The following is a 15,266-nucleotide window of genomic DNA, read 5'->3' on the forward strand; positions in this document are numbered from 1 at the left end:
ATGTTGCGGAAGGGACGTGGCCGATCAGGTATTGGCAATCGCCGAGACCTTGGCGGCCGATCCATCGGCAGGAATGCCGCGGAGCTCCGTCTGCCCGGCGGCGAGCCGCGCGTCGTTGACCGTCGCAGTCGGGTTGGCGGCGAAGCGCACCGAGCAGACAGCATCGCTGTGCAGGCGCACGAAGCGGGTCTTGGCGTTGAAGGCTGCCGAGGGCGTCGCGCCGGAGGTGAAGTCCACGACCTGGGTCGCGACCGGGGGCTCCTCGGGCGCCTGGACCAGGGCATTGCCGGGACCGCTCGCCTGGGTCACACGCGCGTATTCAGAGATGTAGAGTTTGCTCATGGCCGCGGTCTCCGTCGGTCTTGCAGTTCGGGAATGTCGGGATCGGTGATCGGCGGCGCGGCCGTCTCCGGCTTGCGGTCGCCGATCGGCGTGCCCGGAATCTCGGGCTCTGGCTCGACTGCGCCTTCGGGCGCGGTTTCGGGATCACCCATTGGTCAAGGTCCTTGAACCGGTGAGTTCGGTGCCGACGCCGCTCGCGCCGGTCAGCATGGTCGAGGCCATGCCCTGCAGCGCGGCGCGGCGACGCTTGGCTTCATCTTCCTGCTGCTGCAGCGTGTCGGCCGCGGTGTCTCGGGTCGGCGGCGGCTCGACCTTGGGCGGCGGCGACGATTTGAAAAAGCTCATGCCGGAGCTCCTGCAAGGATGGATGACGGAATTGAAGCAGCGACTTCAGGCGGCGCCGGCGATCCGGAGCAGCCAGCCTGCGGGATAGAGCGGCGCCAGGCGACAGGCGGCGAGATCGGGCAGGCCTTCGGCGTCGCGGGCGACGAAAGGCATGCTCTTGAACTGGAAGCCGCCGATCGCCAGTGCGGTGTCGATCATGATCGGCAGTTTCAGGTTGAAGTCGTGGATGCTCTGCTGCGCCGCGCTGCCGAGCGCGTCCCCCAGCGCGGTGTTGCCGTCGCGCATCGCGCGCAGCGCCGCGCGCAGCTCGGCGACCGCGTCGTCCAGCCGCTCGACATTGCCGAGCTGCGCCTTGACCAATACACGGACCGCTTCGGCCTGTTGCGCAGCCTGCTGCTGCCCGGCGGCGGCCGCCTCGCTCTCGGACCGTGCCGCGGCCTCGCATCGCGCAGCGCCGAGGCGCTGCAGCTCGGCATCGAGCTTGACGATGTCCTGTTCGAGCATGGCCAGCAGCGCGGGCGCTTCCGCATCGCCCTCGGAAACGGCCAGACTCACCCGACCGTATTCCTCTTGCGCAGCCGCGCGCTTCCGCCCGGCCTCCTCGGCCAGTGCGGCGAGGGAGGCCGGTGTTGCCTTCACATCCGTCATGCGTTGTCGCTTCCTTCCGCCGCTTGCGCGACAGCCGTGTTGTCGCCAAGGGAATTGTGGGGCGAGGCCGCGTCCCACTGGGCCCGCGCTGCGCTGTCGCCCGCCGTGTAGCGCGCGACGAAATCGGCATCGTTGATCAGCGCCAGCGCCGCGGCGCTGGTATAGGGCGTCTCCGCCGCCTGCATCGCGCCGACCGCATCATGATAGGGCTGCGTGCCGGCAGCCCTCAGCGCGGTCAGCTGGTCGTAGAGCGCCACCGCCTCGGCATCGCCCTTCAGATAGCGCTGGCGGAAGCCTTCATCACCCGCCAGGCGGTTGAGTGCGAGCGTCGCCCGATAGCCGCGTTCGATCTGCGGCGCGAAGGGAGTCATCGCGCGATCGAACTCGGCATCGGTCATCCCGAGCCGCCGCCCGCTCACAGCATGGTCTCCAGCATCTGCTTCAGTCCCGGTTTGCGGCGATCGGCCAGCGTAATGTCGGAAAAATCCCCAGTCGCCCGCGCGGCGGTCTCGCTCGCCTGATCGTCGCTCCCGGTGCGGCTCGCCGAGCCGGTTGCGGTCTGCGTGAACGGCTCCCGCGGCTGCGTGCCGCGCTGCGCACGATCGCGGCCGGGAGTCATGCTGGGATCGGCCGACCATCCGGTCTGCTGGCCAAGACTCTGGCCAAGCATGGACTCCGTCGGATCCTCACCCGCCAGCCCCAGTCCGAGCGCACTCACGACGCCGCCGCCGATGCCGGCCAGAACCCGCGCGGCGACGCCGATCGGATCCGCCCCTTCGACAAAGGGCGTGGCGCCCATCGGCTTCGGCTCCGTCAGCGGCGTGACGCCGGTCGGGAGATTGCGCTTTGGCTCATTCTGCGTAGCTGAGCTGCCGTCGCCAGCTCGAACCGCCCGCCCGTTCTGAACGGAGCCGCCTGCAGCTGCGAAATTCTTGTCGGCTGCCTTCGCCGATCCTGGAGCTTGATATTTCGTTCCTGCGGAGACAACAGCCCCAGTGGCGGTTCCCTTACTGGGGTTCGACTTTGGCCTATCGGAACCGATGTTCCCCGTTGGGTTGCGGTCCTTGCCTCCAAAATACCCAGCCATGAGCCACCTCGCTTTATTCGATAGCTCACACTATAGGGTGATTTGCCGCAGTTTTCAAGGAAAGATTCAGCGCATTTCATCAATTTGCTTTTCTACCAACGGGCGGAGTTCATCTATTAATTTGCTAACGATGTCCTCAGCATCTGCTTGGCTGAAACTATACGGAGGGCGCAGGTAAACATTGGTGAGTACTCGGCGCTGGTCACCGCAAGCGGCAAAAGCTGCATCCGCTGCGGCTCTTGGCGTCATTTCCGTCTTGGCCAAAGCCGGGAGTTGCGCCTTTTCGCAGTCGATGAATTTTTCCATCCACGGCCGAACGACACGTTCGAAGTGAGGATCTTCGCTCTGCCCCCACGCCGGCCCAGCCGTAAGCAGCAGTCCCAGTATCAACCACTTCCTACCACCCATGCGGTTTCCCTCCCTTCGGCGCACCGGCGGCGAAACGCGGCCGGCTAGCAGCAGATCGTACACCCGAAGAGAGCAGAGGGTCAGTCAAAGGTTGGCGATCAATCAACGACCGCCCCAGCCCGATGCACAGATAGCGGAACGCATCCGCACAATGCGAGGTGAAGTCGTGCAGCGGCACCGGTTTCAGCACCTGCCGCTTATCGTCCCATTCGGAGCGGTATTGCCGCAGCAGCTTGAGGCCGGTACCGCAACGCTCGGCGTTGAACCAGCATTTGCGCAGGATGAACCGTGCCTGGCTGATGCCGTCGTCCACGCTGGATTGCGGCAGTACCGTCGGCGAGAGGCCGAAGCCGCGCAGCACGTCGACGCGGGACAGGCCTGATCCAAGTTCCTTCACCCGGAGATCGTGCGGGAAGAAATGCTGGCCGTAGATCCAATGCGCGCGATGGCCGGCGCGGAGCTGCGCCACATAGTGTTCGAGCCCGACCCCCGAGGCCTCGTAGTAATCGATCAGGCGCGGCTCGCCATGTGCGACCTGGGCGAACCAGATGCTGGTGGCATCGCCGATCCCGAGGTCCCAGCCGGTATGCACCGGCAGGGCCGGCTCATGGGCGAAGGGCCGGACGCGGCCCAGCCGCTCCGCTTCGGCGAGGATCTGCGCATAGTATGCACCGGGAATCGCGGCGTCGAACGAGCATTCGAACTCCTGCGCATACTGGTCGGGCGTCATCGCGCGCTGCGCGGCTTCCAGCTCCGCAGCCGGAATGATGCCCGTCTCCGAGGCCTTGAACATGAAGGCCGCCCAGTCCGGATCGCGCCGGCGCGCGCTCTCGCCGTCCGGGAAGCCGTCGCGCGCGCCCTCGAACAGGTCGCAGAAGCCGTTGCGGCCCATCGGCGTGCCGATGAAAAGCGCCCAGCCCTGCCGGTCGGCGAGCGCCGGGCGCACCACCTCCGACCAGACGCGCGGGTGCATCTGGGCATATTCGTCCAGCACCACGCCGTCGAAATAGAGCCCGCGCAGGCGGTCGGCGTTGTCGCTGCCATAGAGCCGGATGCGCGCGCCAGCGGCATCTCTGCCGTGCTCGAGCCGGGGCGGCAGCTCAACCCAGAGCTCGGATTCATTGACGGCGATATCCGGGATCTTCGCCGTGTAGCGCTTCAGGTAGGACCAGGCGACGTCCTTCGCCTGGATGTGGAACGGCGCCAGATAGGCGAAGCGCGGCTCGCGCAGCTTGCAGGTCTTGGCGGAGGAGATGAGTTCGTTGACCGCGAAGACGGTCTTGCCGAAGCGGCGATGCGTAACCAGAACCTTGAACCGGCCGGGTGCGGCATGCAGCAGCCGCTGCTGCGGCCGCGGCACATGGCCGGTCGAAACTCTAGCCCGCATAGCCGTCGTCGACGATCACATGCACGATCACGCCACCGGCCTGCTCGCTTTGCGCGGCGCGCCCGAAGCCGCGGTCGAGCACTTCCTTGATGGCCGCCAGTTTCACCGGGTCCGACTTGGATTGACGGGCCAGCTCCATCAAGCCTTCGAGCGCTTCGCTGGCTGCCGCGCGTGCCTTGGCGCGCAATGCCGCGGCCTCGGCGTCGGTCGGCGCCGCGCCGCTCGATTTCACCCGCCCTGGCATGGAATCACCCGCCCCGGACGAAGGCCGCCAGCGATTCCAGCAGCTGGGCGACCCCGCCGGTATCGGCGCGGTTGTCCTTGCCCATCAGCACCGAACCGGCGAAGCGGTTGCCGTTCATGGCGATGCTGATGCCGAATCGCCGCTTGCCGGCGGCATCGGTGAAGCTCCGGGCGCGGAACTGCGGCGGCTTCGGAGCGACCCGGCGCGACGCCGGCACCGACTTGCAGGGGCTCATTGCGCCACCCGCCATTTCTTCGCCATCCTGCCGCTGGCATTGAGTCCGAAGTCGCCATTCGCGACGATGCGCTCCCGCTTCACCAGTTCCGAGACCCGGGGCCGGACATAGAGGATCGAAAGGTCGAGCCGCTCGGCCAGTGTGTCGGCGGTGAGTGCCGGCCCTCGCGCCAGCAGGTCGATGATTGCGCGCCGCGTTTGCTCCGCTTTGGTATCGGTTGTGCCCGGATTCATCTTGCCTCCTCTGCTTCTTTTTCCGGCGTCTCTTCCTCGCCACCTTCGGCCCCGTCCTCCGCCACGCGCGGCATGTAGGCGCGCGCGCAGTGCTCGATGCAGAAGGGTCGGCGCGGCGCAGTGGCTGCGCCGCACATCAAGGCATCGGCAGCCCTGTCCTCGTCGGCGACGATCCAACGGCACTGCTCGGGCCCGATCGCCCACTGCCGGACGACGGCGGCGCCGAGATCGGGTGATGCTTCGAGAAAAGTTGCGGCCGGCACCGAGGGGTCCTCGTCGGGGTGCGAGGCGATGCCGGCCGCAGGCTCCGCCGCCGAGGGAGGGGTTGCAGCGGCGGGAGGGGATTTGCGTTCGACCATGAACATGCGCTTGCTTTTAGCGATTATCGCATATATTGTCAAGCGATATTCGCTTAAATCGCAATAGACGGAGGTTTGCGTGATTCGCAAACTGCAGGCCATGACCCCGATCGAGATCAAAGCGGCGCTCGAGCGCCACCGCGTGACCCAGACCCGCCTCGCCCAAGCTGCCGGGATCGAGGTCGATAAGCTCAACAAGGTGCTGGCCGGACGCCGGCGCCTGCAGCTCGACGAGAATGCCCGGATCGAGGCTTTCTTCCGCCCGCTCGATGGCGGCGAGGCCTATCCAGCCGGTCTGGCGGAGGATCGCCTGCCGGCACCCAATCTCCGCGCGGCGCCGTTGCCGCCGCGCCCGGATCGCCAGAACAAGATCCCGCTGCTCGGCAGCGGCCAGGCCGGGCCGGACGGCGTGTTCGAGTTGAATAACGGCGAGCCGATCGACTATGTCGACCGCCCGCCAGGCCTCGCCGGCAAGGCCCGGATCTATTGCATTTATGTCGACGGCGATTCCATGGAGCCCGCGCATATGCACGGTGATCTCCTGTTCGTCGATGCCGCGCGCAAGCCCTTCCCGGGGCGCGATGCCGTGGTCGAGTTGCTCCCGGACAGCGACGGCGCCCCGGCCCGCGCCTTCATCAAGCGCATCGTCAAGCTGACGCCGGAATTCGTCGAGCTGTTCGAATTCCGGCCGAAGGAACGAACCTTCCGCCTCGCCCGGTCCAAGATCCGCAATCTGCATCTGGTGCTGAAGAACACGGACATGTACTGAGGCGCCGCGGCCCATCCCAATCGCACAAACCCTCTCTTGTTTATTGCGATTTTCGCAATATTGCGCTAAGCTGCCTGAATGTTCGACAGCCAAGAGGGAATCCGCATGCCGACTGCGCTCAGCCTGCGCCGCGACGCAGAACTCAAGTATGACGGCCCGATTCCGGCGGAGGTGCTGGCGGCGATCGCCGCGGAGGAGCAGCGCGAGCGCGATGCGCAGTTGATGGCGCCTATGACCGAGCCGCAGCGCCTGCGCTTCCGCGCCGCCAAGGAGTTCCGGCTGGCCAAGCGCTCCTTCCGCCTGCTCTGCGCGATGACGCGACGGCAAACGGTGCGACGGCCGGATGCCGCCTGGTTCGCCTTGCGTGACCGGGCCCGCATGGAAGCCGAGGCGCATGTTGAGGCCTGGCGCATGCTGCGCTGGCGCGAGGGCAAGGTCGTTCGATGAGCCGCTCCACCTACGAGCAAGTGCATGACGGCGAATGGTGGCTGTTCCAGGAAGGCCGCTCGAACCGCCGCTGCAAGATCGCTTGCTGCGACTGCGGGTTGGTCCACGTCTTCAGGATCCGGATCCGCAAGGGCCGGATCGAGATGCAGGTCAACCGCCTGCCCCACGCCACCGGCGGCCGCCGCGCCTCCATGGCGGCCGAACGCCGGCGCGGCCTCGATTGACTCAGGTCCGGATTGGCCGAAGGGCCACTTGCCCCGCTGCCGCGCCCGCGACAGTCTTGCGCAGGCTTGGGGCGAGGCTTTCCGCATTGTGGCTCTGCGCAGGACCATAGCGCATTACCGGCGTTGCTCGGACGGAGCGACCGCGATCGAATACGCCCTGATCGCCGGATTGATCGCGATTGTCCTGGTGCCGGGGCTGTTCTGGGTCAAGGGGCTGCAGCAGCGACTCTCCAGCAAGCTGGATGCGGCCACCGGCCAGGCTCTGATCCGCGACGACATCCGCGAGCCGGTGCACAAGGTGGTCAAGGATTCCCAGATCCGCGACGGCAACCGTGCGCCGGTGCATCCCGATTAGCGCAGCAGCTGCGTCAGCGCGAAGATCACGCAACCGACCGCAGCGCCCACCAGGGTTCCGTTCAAGCGGATGTATTGCAGGTCCCTCCCGACGGCGAGTTCGACGCGATCCACGATCGTGCTGGTCTCCCAGCTCTTGACGACATCGGCGACGAAGCGGCCGATCTCCTTGCGCCACGGAACGATCAGGGTCTGGATGCCCTCCTCCAGCCGCTGATCCATGCGCATTTGCAGGGACGGATCCTCGGCGATCGCCGAGCCGAGCGAACGCAGGATGCCCGACAGCGCCTGGCGCAGCCGTGAACTCGGCTGGGCCAGCTCCTGCTCGAGGACCGCGCGCAGGTCCTGCCAGAGGGATTGGAAATAGGCGTTCACCTCCGGGGCGCCGAGGAAGCGATCGCGCATCGCGTTGACCTGGGCGCGGGTGGCCGGGTCCTGCTTGAGGTCGGAGATCAGCTTCTCGATCGCCGCGTCGAAGGTGGCGCGGGCGTCGTGGTCGCGCTGGCCGAGGTCGTCGAGATAGGCGATCAGCCCGTCGGTAATCTCCTTGGCGACCTTGCGATCGATCCGCCGCGGCACCCACCAGCGGCTGCGCTGCTCGACGATCGCCAGGATCTGGTCCTCGTGGACGAAGATATAGGTGCGCACCGCGCGCAGCAGATGATCGAGGAACTGATGATGGGCGCCGTTCCGCCGCAGCACCGACAGCAGGGTCGCCAGTGCCGGCGCCGGCTCGAGGTCACGCAGCTGGCGGCGCAGCGTCATCTGCACGAGCCGCTGCAGCGCCTGGTCGTTGAGCGAGCGCAGGAAGAAGGAAGCCGTGATGGCGAGGCGGTCGGCGACGACGTCGGCATTCTGCCGGTCGGCGAGCCAGGCGCCGAGGCGGCGGCTGACGCCCAGCGCGCGGAGCCGCGCCGCCACCAGTTCCGGCTCCAGGAAGTGCCGCTCGATGAAACTGCCGAGGCCGAGGCCGATCCGGTCCTTGCTGTTCGGAATGACGGCGGTATGCGGGATCGGCAGGCCCAGGGGCCGGCGAAACAGCGCGGTGACGGCAAACCAGTCAGCGAGACCACCGACCAGGGCGGCTTCGGTGCCGGCGCGCAGCAGATCCATCCAGAAGCCCGGCAGCCCGGTCTTGACCGCGGCGAAGTAGCCGATGCCCATGACCACCAGCAGCGCGGTGGCGATGGTCCGGTGGCGGCGCAGGCTGCGGCGCTGTTCGAGGGAAGCGGCGGTCTCGGCGAAATTGGCCACAGGCGAATCTCCTTCAGGAGACCGCAGCATGAGCAGGCACCCTGCCGGCTGACAAGCAGGCGTGCGCCAACCGCCCGACTCGCTGTCGCGAGACCAGAGGGATCAGGCCAATTTGCGCGGTGGGATCACCGGAAGATGGTGGGCGCAGTAGGACTCGAACCTACGACCCGCTGATTAAGAGTCAGCTGCTCTACCAACTGAGCTATGCGCCCGGTTCTGAACCGGAAATATCAAGGCCGCGCAAACCGGCGCGGCCGCGGCGGGATATAGCAAAGGCATCCGGCTTTGTCGATAGCCCAATTCGCCCCCGATTCAGCAGGAATCCCAAGCACTTGGGCGACCGGATCTAGGCGTCCTCGTTGCCCAGGCGACGGCCGATCCGCTGGTCGCGGTGGATGTTGACCGAGAGGACCAGCCCGAAGCCGATCATGACCGTCATCATCACGGTTCCGCCGTAGGAAATCAGCGGCAAAGGCACGCCCACAACCGGGATCAGGCCCATCACCATCGCCGTGTTGATGAAGAAATAGCAGAAGAGATTGAACGAGAGGCCGTAGGCCAGCAGCCGCCCGAACTGGCTCTTACAGCGCACCGCGATCACCACGCCATAGGCGACCAGCAGCACGAAGAGGCCGAGTAGAACCAGGCCGCCCACCATGCCGAACTCCTCGGCATACATGGTGAAGATGAAATCGGTCTGCCGCTCGGGGAGGAAATCGAGGTGGCTCTGCGTCCCCTGGCCGTAGCCCTTGCCCCAGACGCCGCCGGAGCCTAAGGCGATCTTCGACTGCGTGATGTGATAGCCGGTGCCCTGGAGGTCGCTCTCCGGATCCATGAAGGTCATGATCCGGGCTTTCTGGTAGTCGTGGAGGATGTAGGGCGAGGTCCAGGCGTAATAGGCGACGCCAACTCCCATGGCGAGGACCAGCGCGAATTTCCACCAGCGCACGCCGACCACGACGAACATCGCCGCCGCCACCATCATCAGCATGCCCGCGGTGCCGAGATCGGGCTGCTTCAAGACCAGCGCCGCCGGCAGCAGCACCAGGATCGTCGGCACGACCAGCGAGAGCGGCCGGCCGATATCCTCGTAGCTCAAGCCGTGGAAATAGCGCGCCAAGGTCATGACCAGGGTGATCTTCATCACCTCGGAAGGCTGCAGCTGCACCACGCCGAGGTCGATCCAGCGCTGCGCGCCCATGCCGATCTCGCCGGCGAAATCGACCCAGACCAGCAGCAGGACCGAAACCAGATACAGCGGGTAGACCAGACGCATCAGCAGCTTCAGGTCCACCATCGCGACCGCGAACATCAGCACGAGGCCGACGGCGAAGCGCGCCATCTGGCGATCCATCCAGGGATCGGCGCTCAAGTGCGCTGCCGAATAGAGCATGGCGAAGCCGATCGAGGCGATGCAGCCGATCAGGAAGATCATCGGCCAGCTGATCTGCGCGACCTTGTCGCGCCAGGTCATCCGGTTGCGCGCCGAGACGCCGAGTTGCGGACCCAATCCCATTACGGCATCTCCCGCCTTCCGCCCTCGTTGTTCGGATTGCGGCGCGCGGGATCGCGGCGCTGGCACTCGATCAGCATGTCGCGGGCGATCGGCCCGGCGTAGCGCGCACCGCCGCCGCCGTGCTCGATGACGACGGCGCAGGCATAGCGCGGCTCATGCACCGGGGCGAAAGCGACGAACAGCGCATGGTCGCGCTGGCGCCAAGGGATGTCCTCGTTCTTGCGCACGCCGGTCGCGCGTTCCGCCATGGTGATGCGGCGCACCTGGGCGCTGCCGGTCTTCCCCGCCATCTCCATGCCGGGGATGGTGATCCGCGAGGTGTAGGCGGTGCCGCGCTGGGCGTTGCAGACCCGGTCCATGCCGTCCTTCACGACGTCGAGCCAGCTCTGCTGCAGGTTGAGCTTGGGATAGGGGCTCGGCCCGTCGGCCTTTGCGGGTTCGTTGGCCTTGAAGAGATGCGGCTTCACCGCATAGCCGCCGTTGGCCACCCGCGCGGTCATCACGCAGAGCTGCAACGGCGTCGCCAGCACGAAGCCCTGGCCGATCGCGTTGATCAGCGTCTCGCCCGGATGCCAGGTCTGGCCGAGGACCGCCTTCTTCCAGGCGCGGTTCGGGATCACGCCTGGCTTCTCGCCGGGAAGATCGAGGCCGGCGACGTCGCCGAGGCCCAGTTCCTTCGCCGCCACCGCGATCGCATCGATGCCGATGGTGCGCGCGAGCTCGTAAAAGAACACGTCGCAGGAATGCTGGATCGCCCCGGGCATGTCGACATGGCCGTGGCCCTCCTTCTTCCAGCAATGGAAGCGCATGTTGCCGAGGGTGTAGTAGCCGGGGCAGAACACGTTGAAGGCCGGGCTGACGCCGACCTGCTGGGCGGCGATCGTGGTCGCGATTTTGAAGGTCGAGCCCGGCGCGAACTGGCCGGCGATCGCCTTGTTGGTCAGCGGCCGATACTCGTCCGAGGTGAGCTGCTGCCATTCCGCCGGCGAGAGCCCGCGATAGAAGGCCGAGGGGTCGTAGGTTGGCGTCGAGGCCATGGCGAGGATGTCGCCGTTGTAGATGTCCATGATCACCGCGGCGCCGGAAAATTCCGCGGAGAGGCGCTGCTGCACGAATTGCTGCAAGCCGATGTCGAGGCTGGTCACCAGGTCCTTGCCGGGCGTGCCTTCCTCGCGCGCCAGCTCGCGGATGACCCGGCCGACCGAATTGACCTCGAGCTCGCTCTGGCCGGCCTGGCCGCGCAAGGGCGATTCGTACTGCCGCTCCAGCCCGTTCTTGCCGATCCGGATGCCAGGCAGCGACAGCAGCGGGTCCTTGTCGTCCTCGATGTCCTTCTCGTTCGGCGCCGAGACATAGCCAAGGAGGTGCGCCGCAATGCCGCCGAAGGGATAGACCCGCTTCTGGTCGACCTCGATGCTGATGCCGGGCAGGTCGGGCAGGTTGATCTCGACGCGGCTCACCTGCTCCCAGTCGAGATCCTCCTTGACCGGAATCGGCGTGAACGGCCGGTTGCGCGAGAGTTCCTTCATGATCTTGGCGCGCTCGCGCTCGGTGATCGGCACCAGTTCGGCGAAGTCCGCGAGCGTGCGCGCGAGGTCGGTGGTCTGCTCGGCCACCAGCATCGCCCGGTAGTTCGGATAGTTATCGGCGAGCGGCAGGCCGAACCGGTCGTAGATCAGCCCGCGCGAGGGCGGCAGCAGTCGGAGATTGATCCGGTTCTCGTCCGCCAGCAGCTTGTATTTGTCCGCCTGCAGCACCTGCAGGTAATAGAGCCGACCTGCCAGGGCCAGGGTCAATCCCGCCTGGCCGAGGCCCATCAACGCAGCACGCCGATTGAAGACGCGGGACTGGGTGCGGTTGGGGAGCTTCCGCATGGCTCTCACGCCACCCGCAGCATCGAGCGACGCTGGATCCAGGCGAAGACATAGGCGCAGGGCGGATAGGCGACGGCGCCGATCATGTAAAGAAACAGGGCCGGGCGCAGGTTGAAGTCGATCTGCTCGCGCACGATCGTGGCCAGCAGCCACTGCACCAGGCCGGCGACGCCGGACATCAACAGGAATCCGGCCCAGACGATGATGAAAGGCGCACCGGCGAAGATCTTGCGCTGCGCGACGGCAACGCGATAACCGACGAGGAAGGTCAGCATGTTGACCCCGAGCAGGGTCCCCAGCAGGAAATCGCTGAGCAGTCCGATCGCTGCCACCGCCCAGACCGTCATCAGCCGCGGTCTATAGAGCGTCCAGTAATAGATCGGAATCAGCACGAGGTTGGCGTTCATCGGTCCGAGGCCATGCGTGTTCCAGGGCAACAAGCCAAGAAACAACACCAGCACCGCCAGCGCCACCGGTATAGAGCGGCGCAAAGCGAGGTCGATCTGCTGTCCTACCGTTGGTCTGAGCGCCATTTCAAATCGCCGCAAAGCGGCTATTGCGCGCGGTGCAACTTGCCCAGAGCAGGCGAAGCCACGTCCGTCGCCTGCGACGTATCAATGCCGAGGTCCTGCATCAGGATGCCGGGCAGGCTGTAATCCACGAGCCGGATGTACTCCATCCGGTCGAGCTGCGCATAAAGCTGGACCAGGATATGGCCGTCGGCAACCCGCATCACCTCGCCCACCGGCAGGCCGACCGGGAAATTGCCGCCGACACCCGAGGTGACGATGCGATCGCCGACCTTGATGTCGACGTCCCGCGGCAGATACTGCAGCTCGGGACTATCCGAGTTGTTGCCTGCCAGTACCGCCTGGTCGCGCGTACGTTCGATCACCACCGGCACGCGGGCGCTGATATCGGTCAACAGCAGCACGCGCGACGCGCGCTTGCCGACTTCGAGCACGCGACCCACGAGCCCGGCGCCGGTGATGGCGGCTTGCCCTTTGACGATGCCGTCATTCTGCCCGGCCAGCACGATCAACGAGCGCACATAGCTCGAAGACGCATCGGCGATGACCGGTGCGGTCACGTAGCTCGCGCGCGGATCCGGCGTGAACTTCAGCAGATCGCGCAAAGCGGCGTTCTGGCTCTGCAGCTCGCGGCCGATCGACTGCCATTCGAGCAACGTCTTGTTCTCTTCGGCGAGCCGCGCGTTTTCCTGCTTAAGCGCAACCAGCTCCTGCACCGTGCCGGCGGCTTCCTTGGCACTGGCAATCGGCCGCGAGGCGGCTTCCATCACGGGAGCGATCAGATCGATGAGCAGCGTGCGGGCGCGGGAAACGACGACGGTATCGGCCTTGCCGACCAGCATGATCCCGAAGGACAGAAGCACCAGGAGAACAAAAGCGAACCTTTGAGTCCAATTGCGTGCCGCGACCGCAACGCTCACAGATCCGACACGCTGTTTCACGTATGCCCTCCTTACGCGGGCAACCGCTGAACCCAACTATTTCCGTCGCTTAGGCCATATTTTCACAAGAGGTGTGCAGCCCGCAACGAAAAGCTAAGGCAGGATGGCAGAAAATGGTTAACGAAGTGATTCCGGGTTAGTACATATTGATGAGGACATGGCGGTGCGCCTTGATGTCCTCGAGGCAGCGTCCGGTCCCCAGCGCAACGCAGCTGAGCGCGTCGTCGGCGATCGAGACCGGCAGGCCGGTCGCATGCCGCAGCACGTAATCCAGATTGGCGAGCAGCGAGCCGCCGCCGGTCAGCACGATGCCCTTATCGACGATATCCGCCGCCAGCTCCGGCGCGGTGTGCTCGAGGGCCACCTTCACCGCCTCGATGATGGCGCCGACCGGCTCAGCCAGGGCCTCGGCGACCTGGCGCTCGGTGATGACCAGCTCCTTCGGCACGCCGTTCATCAGGTCGCGGCCCTTGATCTCCATCACGCGGCCGTCGCCGTCTTCCGGCGGGCAGGCCGAGCCGATTTCCTTCTTGATGCGCTCCGACGAGCCTTCGCCGACCAGCAGGTTATGATTCCTGCGGATATAGGCGATGATCGCCTCGTCCATCTTGTCGCCGCCGACGCGAACAGAGCGGGAATAGACGATGCCGCCCAAGGACAGGACGGCCACTTCGGTGGTGCCGCCGCCGATATCGACCACCATGGAGCCGGTCGGCTCGGTCACCGGCAGGCCGGCGCCGATCGCCGCGGCCATCGGCTCTTCGATCAGGTAAACCTTGCTGGCGCCCGCGGATTCCGCGGATTCCTGGATGGCGCGGCGCTCGACCGCCGTCGAACCCGACGGCACGCAGACGATGATCTGGGGCTTCGCGAAGATCGGGCGGCGGTTATAGACCTTGGTGATGAAGTGCTTGATCATCTCCTCGGCGACTTCGAAATCGGCGATCACGCCGTCGCGCAGCGGCCGGATCGCCTGGATGTTGCCGGGAGTACGGCCCAGCATCATCTTCGCCTCGTCGCCGACCGCCAGCACATGCTTCTTTCCGCGGGTATCGGCGATCGCCACCACCGACGGCTCGTTCAGCACGATGCCGCGACCCTTCACATAGACCAGCGTATTCGCGGTCCCGAGGTCGATGGCCATATCGGAAGACATCATGCCGAGCAGTCTGGTCAACATTGAGATCACGCACCCGTTATGCCCGACCGCGTTGCCTGAGCGGTGCTCAGGTCCAACGCGATAGCGGGCCAAAATGGCAATTTCCAGGCTGACAGACCTTTGCCGGAAAACCGCAGTTCTTGTGCCCGGATTCGGCGGCCCCGCCGATCCGGGAATACGCGGTAATTAACTTGGATTTGTCACGCCTTAGCGGCCCTACGCGCCCGAGTCCAAGACCTCACAAGGCGTGCCGGCCGCGAGACTTTTACCGCCGCACCAATAGGGTCACAAGCGAATTAATAGATGGTTTCAATGCCTCCGCCTGGATTCCCAAGCAGGCGCTTTTTCAGACCGGCAGCGCCCAGAGGGCGAAGAGCGGGCGGGCATGCGAACGCATGGCATGCCGGACGTTGGGCTGGTTGTAGAGCGTGCCGCCGACGCCCGGCGCAAACCAGCCGGTCCCCTCCCGCCACCAGTCACCGTCGGAGAGCACCAGATAGATCTCCTCCGGCGGATGATGATGGACCGGATAGTCGGTGTGCGGCGCCATGAGCGTCGCACCGATCCAGAGATCCGCGCGCGGCTCCAGCCCGTTCGGACCGACCAGCATGGCGTTGGCGTGGCTCTGCTGGAACCGATTGTCGCCACCCGGACGGCGATACCAGACCAAATCGGCTGAGATCGCCCGCAAGGCGGCGTTGAGCGGCGTCACCGGCGCTAACACTTCATCCAGCAGATCGCAGATCGGGAACCGCACCGGCTGCGGCGCCGGCTCGGCCTCCGGCAGGCTGCGCAGCCGCTCCTCGACGCGCTCCAGCACGCGCGCGGTCTCGGCCGAACGCGCGGCGTCCGCTGCGACCGATCGGCACAGCAAGTCGAGCACGGCCTGTAATGTCGTGTCGCGTGCCAT

General features: G+C 65.9%; 23 protein-coding genes and 1 tRNA gene. 4 read left to right on the forward strand and 20 right to left on the reverse strand.

What is annotated here, in order from left to right; all coding sequences use genetic code 11:
• Positions 1-24: 24 nt before the first annotated feature.
• The 12 genes from ACYQ4T_RS11405 to ACYQ4T_RS11460 form a co-directional block, all read right to left on the reverse strand.
• Positions 25-342 carry a hypothetical protein gene (locus ACYQ4T_RS11405; protein ID WP_459853913.1) on the reverse strand — a complete coding sequence of 106 codons (318 nt, stop codon included), beginning with the start codon at positions 340-342 and terminating at the stop codon, positions 25-27.
• Positions 339-494 (reverse strand): hypothetical protein, encoded by a 156-nt coding sequence (locus tag ACYQ4T_RS11410; protein ID WP_459853916.1) that lies wholly within the window; start codon positions 492-494, stop codon positions 339-341. Before ACYQ4T_RS11410 ends, ACYQ4T_RS11405 begins: the two co-directional genes overlap by 4 nt.
• The gene (locus ACYQ4T_RS11415; protein WP_459853918.1) at positions 487-687 is read right to left on the reverse strand and encodes a hypothetical protein; all 201 of its coding nucleotides are present in this window, start codon (positions 685-687) and stop codon (positions 487-489) included. The genes ACYQ4T_RS11410 and ACYQ4T_RS11415 overlap by 8 nt, the downstream gene beginning before the upstream one ends.
• Positions 688-732: 45 nt before the next feature.
• Positions 733-1,335 (reverse strand): hypothetical protein, encoded by a 603-nt coding sequence (locus ACYQ4T_RS11420; protein ID WP_459853921.1) that lies wholly within the window; start codon positions 1,333-1,335, stop codon positions 733-735.
• Positions 1,332-1,754, reverse strand: a complete 423-nt coding sequence (locus ACYQ4T_RS11425; protein ID WP_459853923.1) for a hypothetical protein — start codon at positions 1,752-1,754, stop codon at positions 1,332-1,334. The genes ACYQ4T_RS11420 and ACYQ4T_RS11425 overlap by 4 nt, the downstream gene beginning before the upstream one ends.
• A complete protein-coding gene (locus tag ACYQ4T_RS11430) occupies positions 1,751-2,134 on the reverse strand; it encodes a hypothetical protein (protein WP_459853926.1) in 384 nt (127 codons plus the stop codon). The genes ACYQ4T_RS11425 and ACYQ4T_RS11430 overlap by 4 nt, the downstream gene beginning before the upstream one ends.
• A 354-nt stretch (positions 2,135-2,488) precedes the next feature.
• Positions 2,489-2,830, reverse strand: coding sequence for a hypothetical protein (locus ACYQ4T_RS11435; protein ID WP_459853928.1), 342 nt, complete (start codon positions 2,828-2,830; stop codon positions 2,489-2,491).
• A complete protein-coding gene (locus tag ACYQ4T_RS11440; RefSeq protein ID WP_459853930.1) occupies positions 2,820-4,217 on the reverse strand; it encodes a hypothetical protein in 1,398 nt (465 codons plus the stop codon). The genes ACYQ4T_RS11435 and ACYQ4T_RS11440 overlap by 11 nt, the downstream gene beginning before the upstream one ends.
• Entirely contained in the window at positions 4,207-4,461 is a 255-nt protein-coding gene (locus ACYQ4T_RS11445) for a hypothetical protein (RefSeq protein ID WP_459853932.1), read from the reverse strand. Before ACYQ4T_RS11445 ends, ACYQ4T_RS11440 begins: the two co-directional genes overlap by 11 nt.
• A 4-nt stretch (positions 4,462-4,465) precedes the next feature.
• Complete coding sequence (locus ACYQ4T_RS11450; RefSeq protein WP_459853934.1) at positions 4,466-4,711, reverse strand: hypothetical protein; 246 nt, start codon at positions 4,709-4,711, stop codon at positions 4,466-4,468.
• Positions 4,693-4,929 carry a winged helix-turn-helix transcriptional regulator gene (locus ACYQ4T_RS11455; RefSeq protein WP_459853936.1) on the reverse strand — a complete coding sequence of 79 codons (237 nt, stop codon included), beginning with the start codon at positions 4,927-4,929 and terminating at the stop codon, positions 4,693-4,695. The genes ACYQ4T_RS11450 and ACYQ4T_RS11455 overlap by 19 nt, the downstream gene beginning before the upstream one ends.
• The gene (locus tag ACYQ4T_RS11460; RefSeq protein ID WP_459853939.1) at positions 4,926-5,390 is read right to left on the reverse strand and encodes a GcrA family cell cycle regulator; all 465 of its coding nucleotides are present in this window, start codon (positions 5,388-5,390) and stop codon (positions 4,926-4,928) included. The genes ACYQ4T_RS11455 and ACYQ4T_RS11460 overlap by 4 nt, the downstream gene beginning before the upstream one ends.
• On the opposite strand from ACYQ4T_RS11460, the gene ACYQ4T_RS11465 reads away from it, so the two are divergent.
• The 4 genes from ACYQ4T_RS11465 to ACYQ4T_RS11480 all read left to right on the forward strand — a co-directional run bounded on the left by ACYQ4T_RS11465 (position 5,368) and on the right by ACYQ4T_RS11480 (position 7,083).
• A complete protein-coding gene (locus ACYQ4T_RS11465; protein WP_459853941.1) occupies positions 5,368-6,057 on the forward strand; it encodes a S24 family peptidase in 690 nt (229 codons plus the stop codon). The two genes, ACYQ4T_RS11460 and ACYQ4T_RS11465, sit on opposite strands and share 23 nt — an antisense overlap.
• A 105-nt stretch (positions 6,058-6,162) precedes the next feature.
• Entirely contained in the window at positions 6,163-6,504 is a 342-nt protein-coding gene (locus tag ACYQ4T_RS11470) for a hypothetical protein (protein WP_459853943.1), read from the forward strand.
• On the forward strand, positions 6,501-6,728 hold the full coding sequence (locus ACYQ4T_RS11475; RefSeq protein ID WP_459853945.1) for a hypothetical protein: 228 nt from the start codon (positions 6,501-6,503) through the stop codon (positions 6,726-6,728). Before ACYQ4T_RS11470 ends, ACYQ4T_RS11475 begins: the two co-directional genes overlap by 4 nt.
• A gap of 88 nt (positions 6,729-6,816) precedes the next feature.
• Positions 6,817-7,083 (forward strand): Flp family type IVb pilin, encoded by a 267-nt coding sequence (locus ACYQ4T_RS11480; RefSeq protein WP_459853947.1) that lies wholly within the window; start codon positions 6,817-6,819, stop codon positions 7,081-7,083.
• Here the strand turns inward: ACYQ4T_RS11480 and ACYQ4T_RS11485 are convergent.
• The 8 genes from ACYQ4T_RS11485 to ACYQ4T_RS11520 form a co-directional block, all read right to left on the reverse strand.
• Positions 7,080-8,336: a DUF445 domain-containing protein gene (locus ACYQ4T_RS11485; RefSeq protein ID WP_459853949.1), complete on the reverse strand. Its 1,257-nt coding sequence runs from the start codon at positions 8,334-8,336 to the stop codon at positions 7,080-7,082. The two genes, ACYQ4T_RS11480 and ACYQ4T_RS11485, sit on opposite strands and share 4 nt — an antisense overlap.
• A gap of 136 nt (positions 8,337-8,472) precedes the next feature.
• Positions 8,473-8,548: transfer RNA gene (locus ACYQ4T_RS11490), tRNA-Lys, on the reverse strand.
• A 134-nt stretch (positions 8,549-8,682) separates the two neighbouring features.
• Positions 8,683-9,852, reverse strand: a complete 1,170-nt coding sequence (gene rodA / locus ACYQ4T_RS11495; protein WP_459853951.1) for a rod shape-determining protein RodA — start codon at positions 9,850-9,852, stop codon at positions 8,683-8,685.
• Positions 9,852-11,726, reverse strand: coding sequence for a penicillin-binding protein 2 (mrdA, locus tag ACYQ4T_RS11500; RefSeq protein ID WP_459853953.1), 1,875 nt, complete (start codon positions 11,724-11,726; stop codon positions 9,852-9,854). Before mrdA ends, rodA begins: the two co-directional genes overlap by 1 nt.
• Before the next feature lie 5 nt (positions 11,727-11,731).
• Positions 11,732-12,259, reverse strand: coding sequence for a rod shape-determining protein MreD (mreD, locus tag ACYQ4T_RS11505; RefSeq protein ID WP_459853955.1), 528 nt, complete (start codon positions 12,257-12,259; stop codon positions 11,732-11,734).
• A gap of 20 nt (positions 12,260-12,279) precedes the next feature.
• Positions 12,280-13,197 carry a rod shape-determining protein MreC gene (gene mreC / locus ACYQ4T_RS11510; protein ID WP_459853957.1) on the reverse strand — a complete coding sequence of 306 codons (918 nt, stop codon included), beginning with the start codon at positions 13,195-13,197 and terminating at the stop codon, positions 12,280-12,282.
• Between the two features lie 136 nt (positions 13,198-13,333).
• The gene (locus ACYQ4T_RS11515) at positions 13,334-14,377 is read right to left on the reverse strand and encodes a rod shape-determining protein (RefSeq protein ID WP_379953501.1); all 1,044 of its coding nucleotides are present in this window, start codon (positions 14,375-14,377) and stop codon (positions 13,334-13,336) included.
• A gap of 325 nt (positions 14,378-14,702) precedes the next feature.
• A complete protein-coding gene (locus ACYQ4T_RS11520; protein WP_459853959.1) occupies positions 14,703-15,266 on the reverse strand; it encodes a dimethylsulfonioproprionate lyase family protein in 564 nt (187 codons plus the stop codon).

The organism is Dongia sp. agr-C8 (genome assembly GCF_054658695.1).

Excerpts from the sequence above, each read along its gene's own strand:
- ACYQ4T_RS11420 (WP_459853921.1), bottom strand. The coding sequence starts at position 1,335 with ATGACGGATGTGAAGGCAACACCGGCCTCCCTCGCCGCACTGGCCGAG.
- ACYQ4T_RS11460 (WP_459853939.1), bottom strand. The coding sequence starts at position 5,390 with ATGGCCTGCAGTTTGCGAATCACGCAAACCTCCGTCTATTGCGATTTA.
- ACYQ4T_RS11515 (WP_379953501.1), bottom strand. The coding sequence starts at position 14,377 with ATGTTGACCAGACTGCTCGGCATGATGTCTTCCGATATGGCCATCGAC.
- ACYQ4T_RS11475 (WP_459853945.1), top strand. The coding sequence starts at position 6,501 with ATGAGCCGCTCCACCTACGAGCAAGTGCATGACGGCGAATGGTGGCTG.
- ACYQ4T_RS11410 (WP_459853916.1), bottom strand. The coding sequence starts at position 494 with ATGGGTGATCCCGAAACCGCGCCCGAAGGCGCAGTCGAGCCAGAGCCC.
- ACYQ4T_RS11415 (WP_459853918.1), bottom strand. The coding sequence starts at position 687 with ATGAGCTTTTTCAAATCGTCGCCGCCGCCCAAGGTCGAGCCGCCGCCG.
- mrdA (WP_459853953.1), bottom strand. The coding sequence starts at position 11,726 with ATGCGGAAGCTCCCCAACCGCACCCAGTCCCGCGTCTTCAATCGGCGT.
- ACYQ4T_RS11405 (WP_459853913.1), bottom strand. The coding sequence starts at position 342 with ATGAGCAAACTCTACATCTCTGAATACGCGCGTGTGACCCAGGCGAGC.
- ACYQ4T_RS11450 (WP_459853934.1), bottom strand. The coding sequence starts at position 4,711 with ATGGCGGGTGGCGCAATGAGCCCCTGCAAGTCGGTGCCGGCGTCGCGC.
- mreD (WP_459853955.1), bottom strand. The coding sequence starts at position 12,259 with ATGGCGCTCAGACCAACGGTAGGACAGCAGATCGACCTCGCTTTGCGC.
- ACYQ4T_RS11455 (WP_459853936.1), bottom strand. The coding sequence starts at position 4,929 with ATGAATCCGGGCACAACCGATACCAAAGCGGAGCAAACGCGGCGCGCA.
- ACYQ4T_RS11430 (WP_459853926.1), bottom strand. The coding sequence starts at position 2,134 with ATGGGCGCCACGCCCTTTGTCGAAGGGGCGGATCCGATCGGCGTCGCC.
- ACYQ4T_RS11445 (WP_459853932.1), bottom strand. The coding sequence starts at position 4,461 with ATGCCAGGGCGGGTGAAATCGAGCGGCGCGGCGCCGACCGACGCCGAG.
- ACYQ4T_RS11440 (WP_459853930.1), bottom strand. The coding sequence starts at position 4,217 with ATGCGGGCTAGAGTTTCGACCGGCCATGTGCCGCGGCCGCAGCAGCGG.
- rodA (WP_459853951.1), bottom strand. The coding sequence starts at position 9,852 with ATGGGATTGGGTCCGCAACTCGGCGTCTCGGCGCGCAACCGGATGACC.
- ACYQ4T_RS11470 (WP_459853943.1), top strand. The coding sequence starts at position 6,163 with ATGCCGACTGCGCTCAGCCTGCGCCGCGACGCAGAACTCAAGTATGAC.
- ACYQ4T_RS11435 (WP_459853928.1), bottom strand. The coding sequence starts at position 2,830 with ATGGGTGGTAGGAAGTGGTTGATACTGGGACTGCTGCTTACGGCTGGG.
- ACYQ4T_RS11520 (WP_459853959.1), bottom strand. The coding sequence starts at position 15,266 with ATGGCACGCGACACGACATTACAGGCCGTGCTCGACTTGCTGTGCCGA.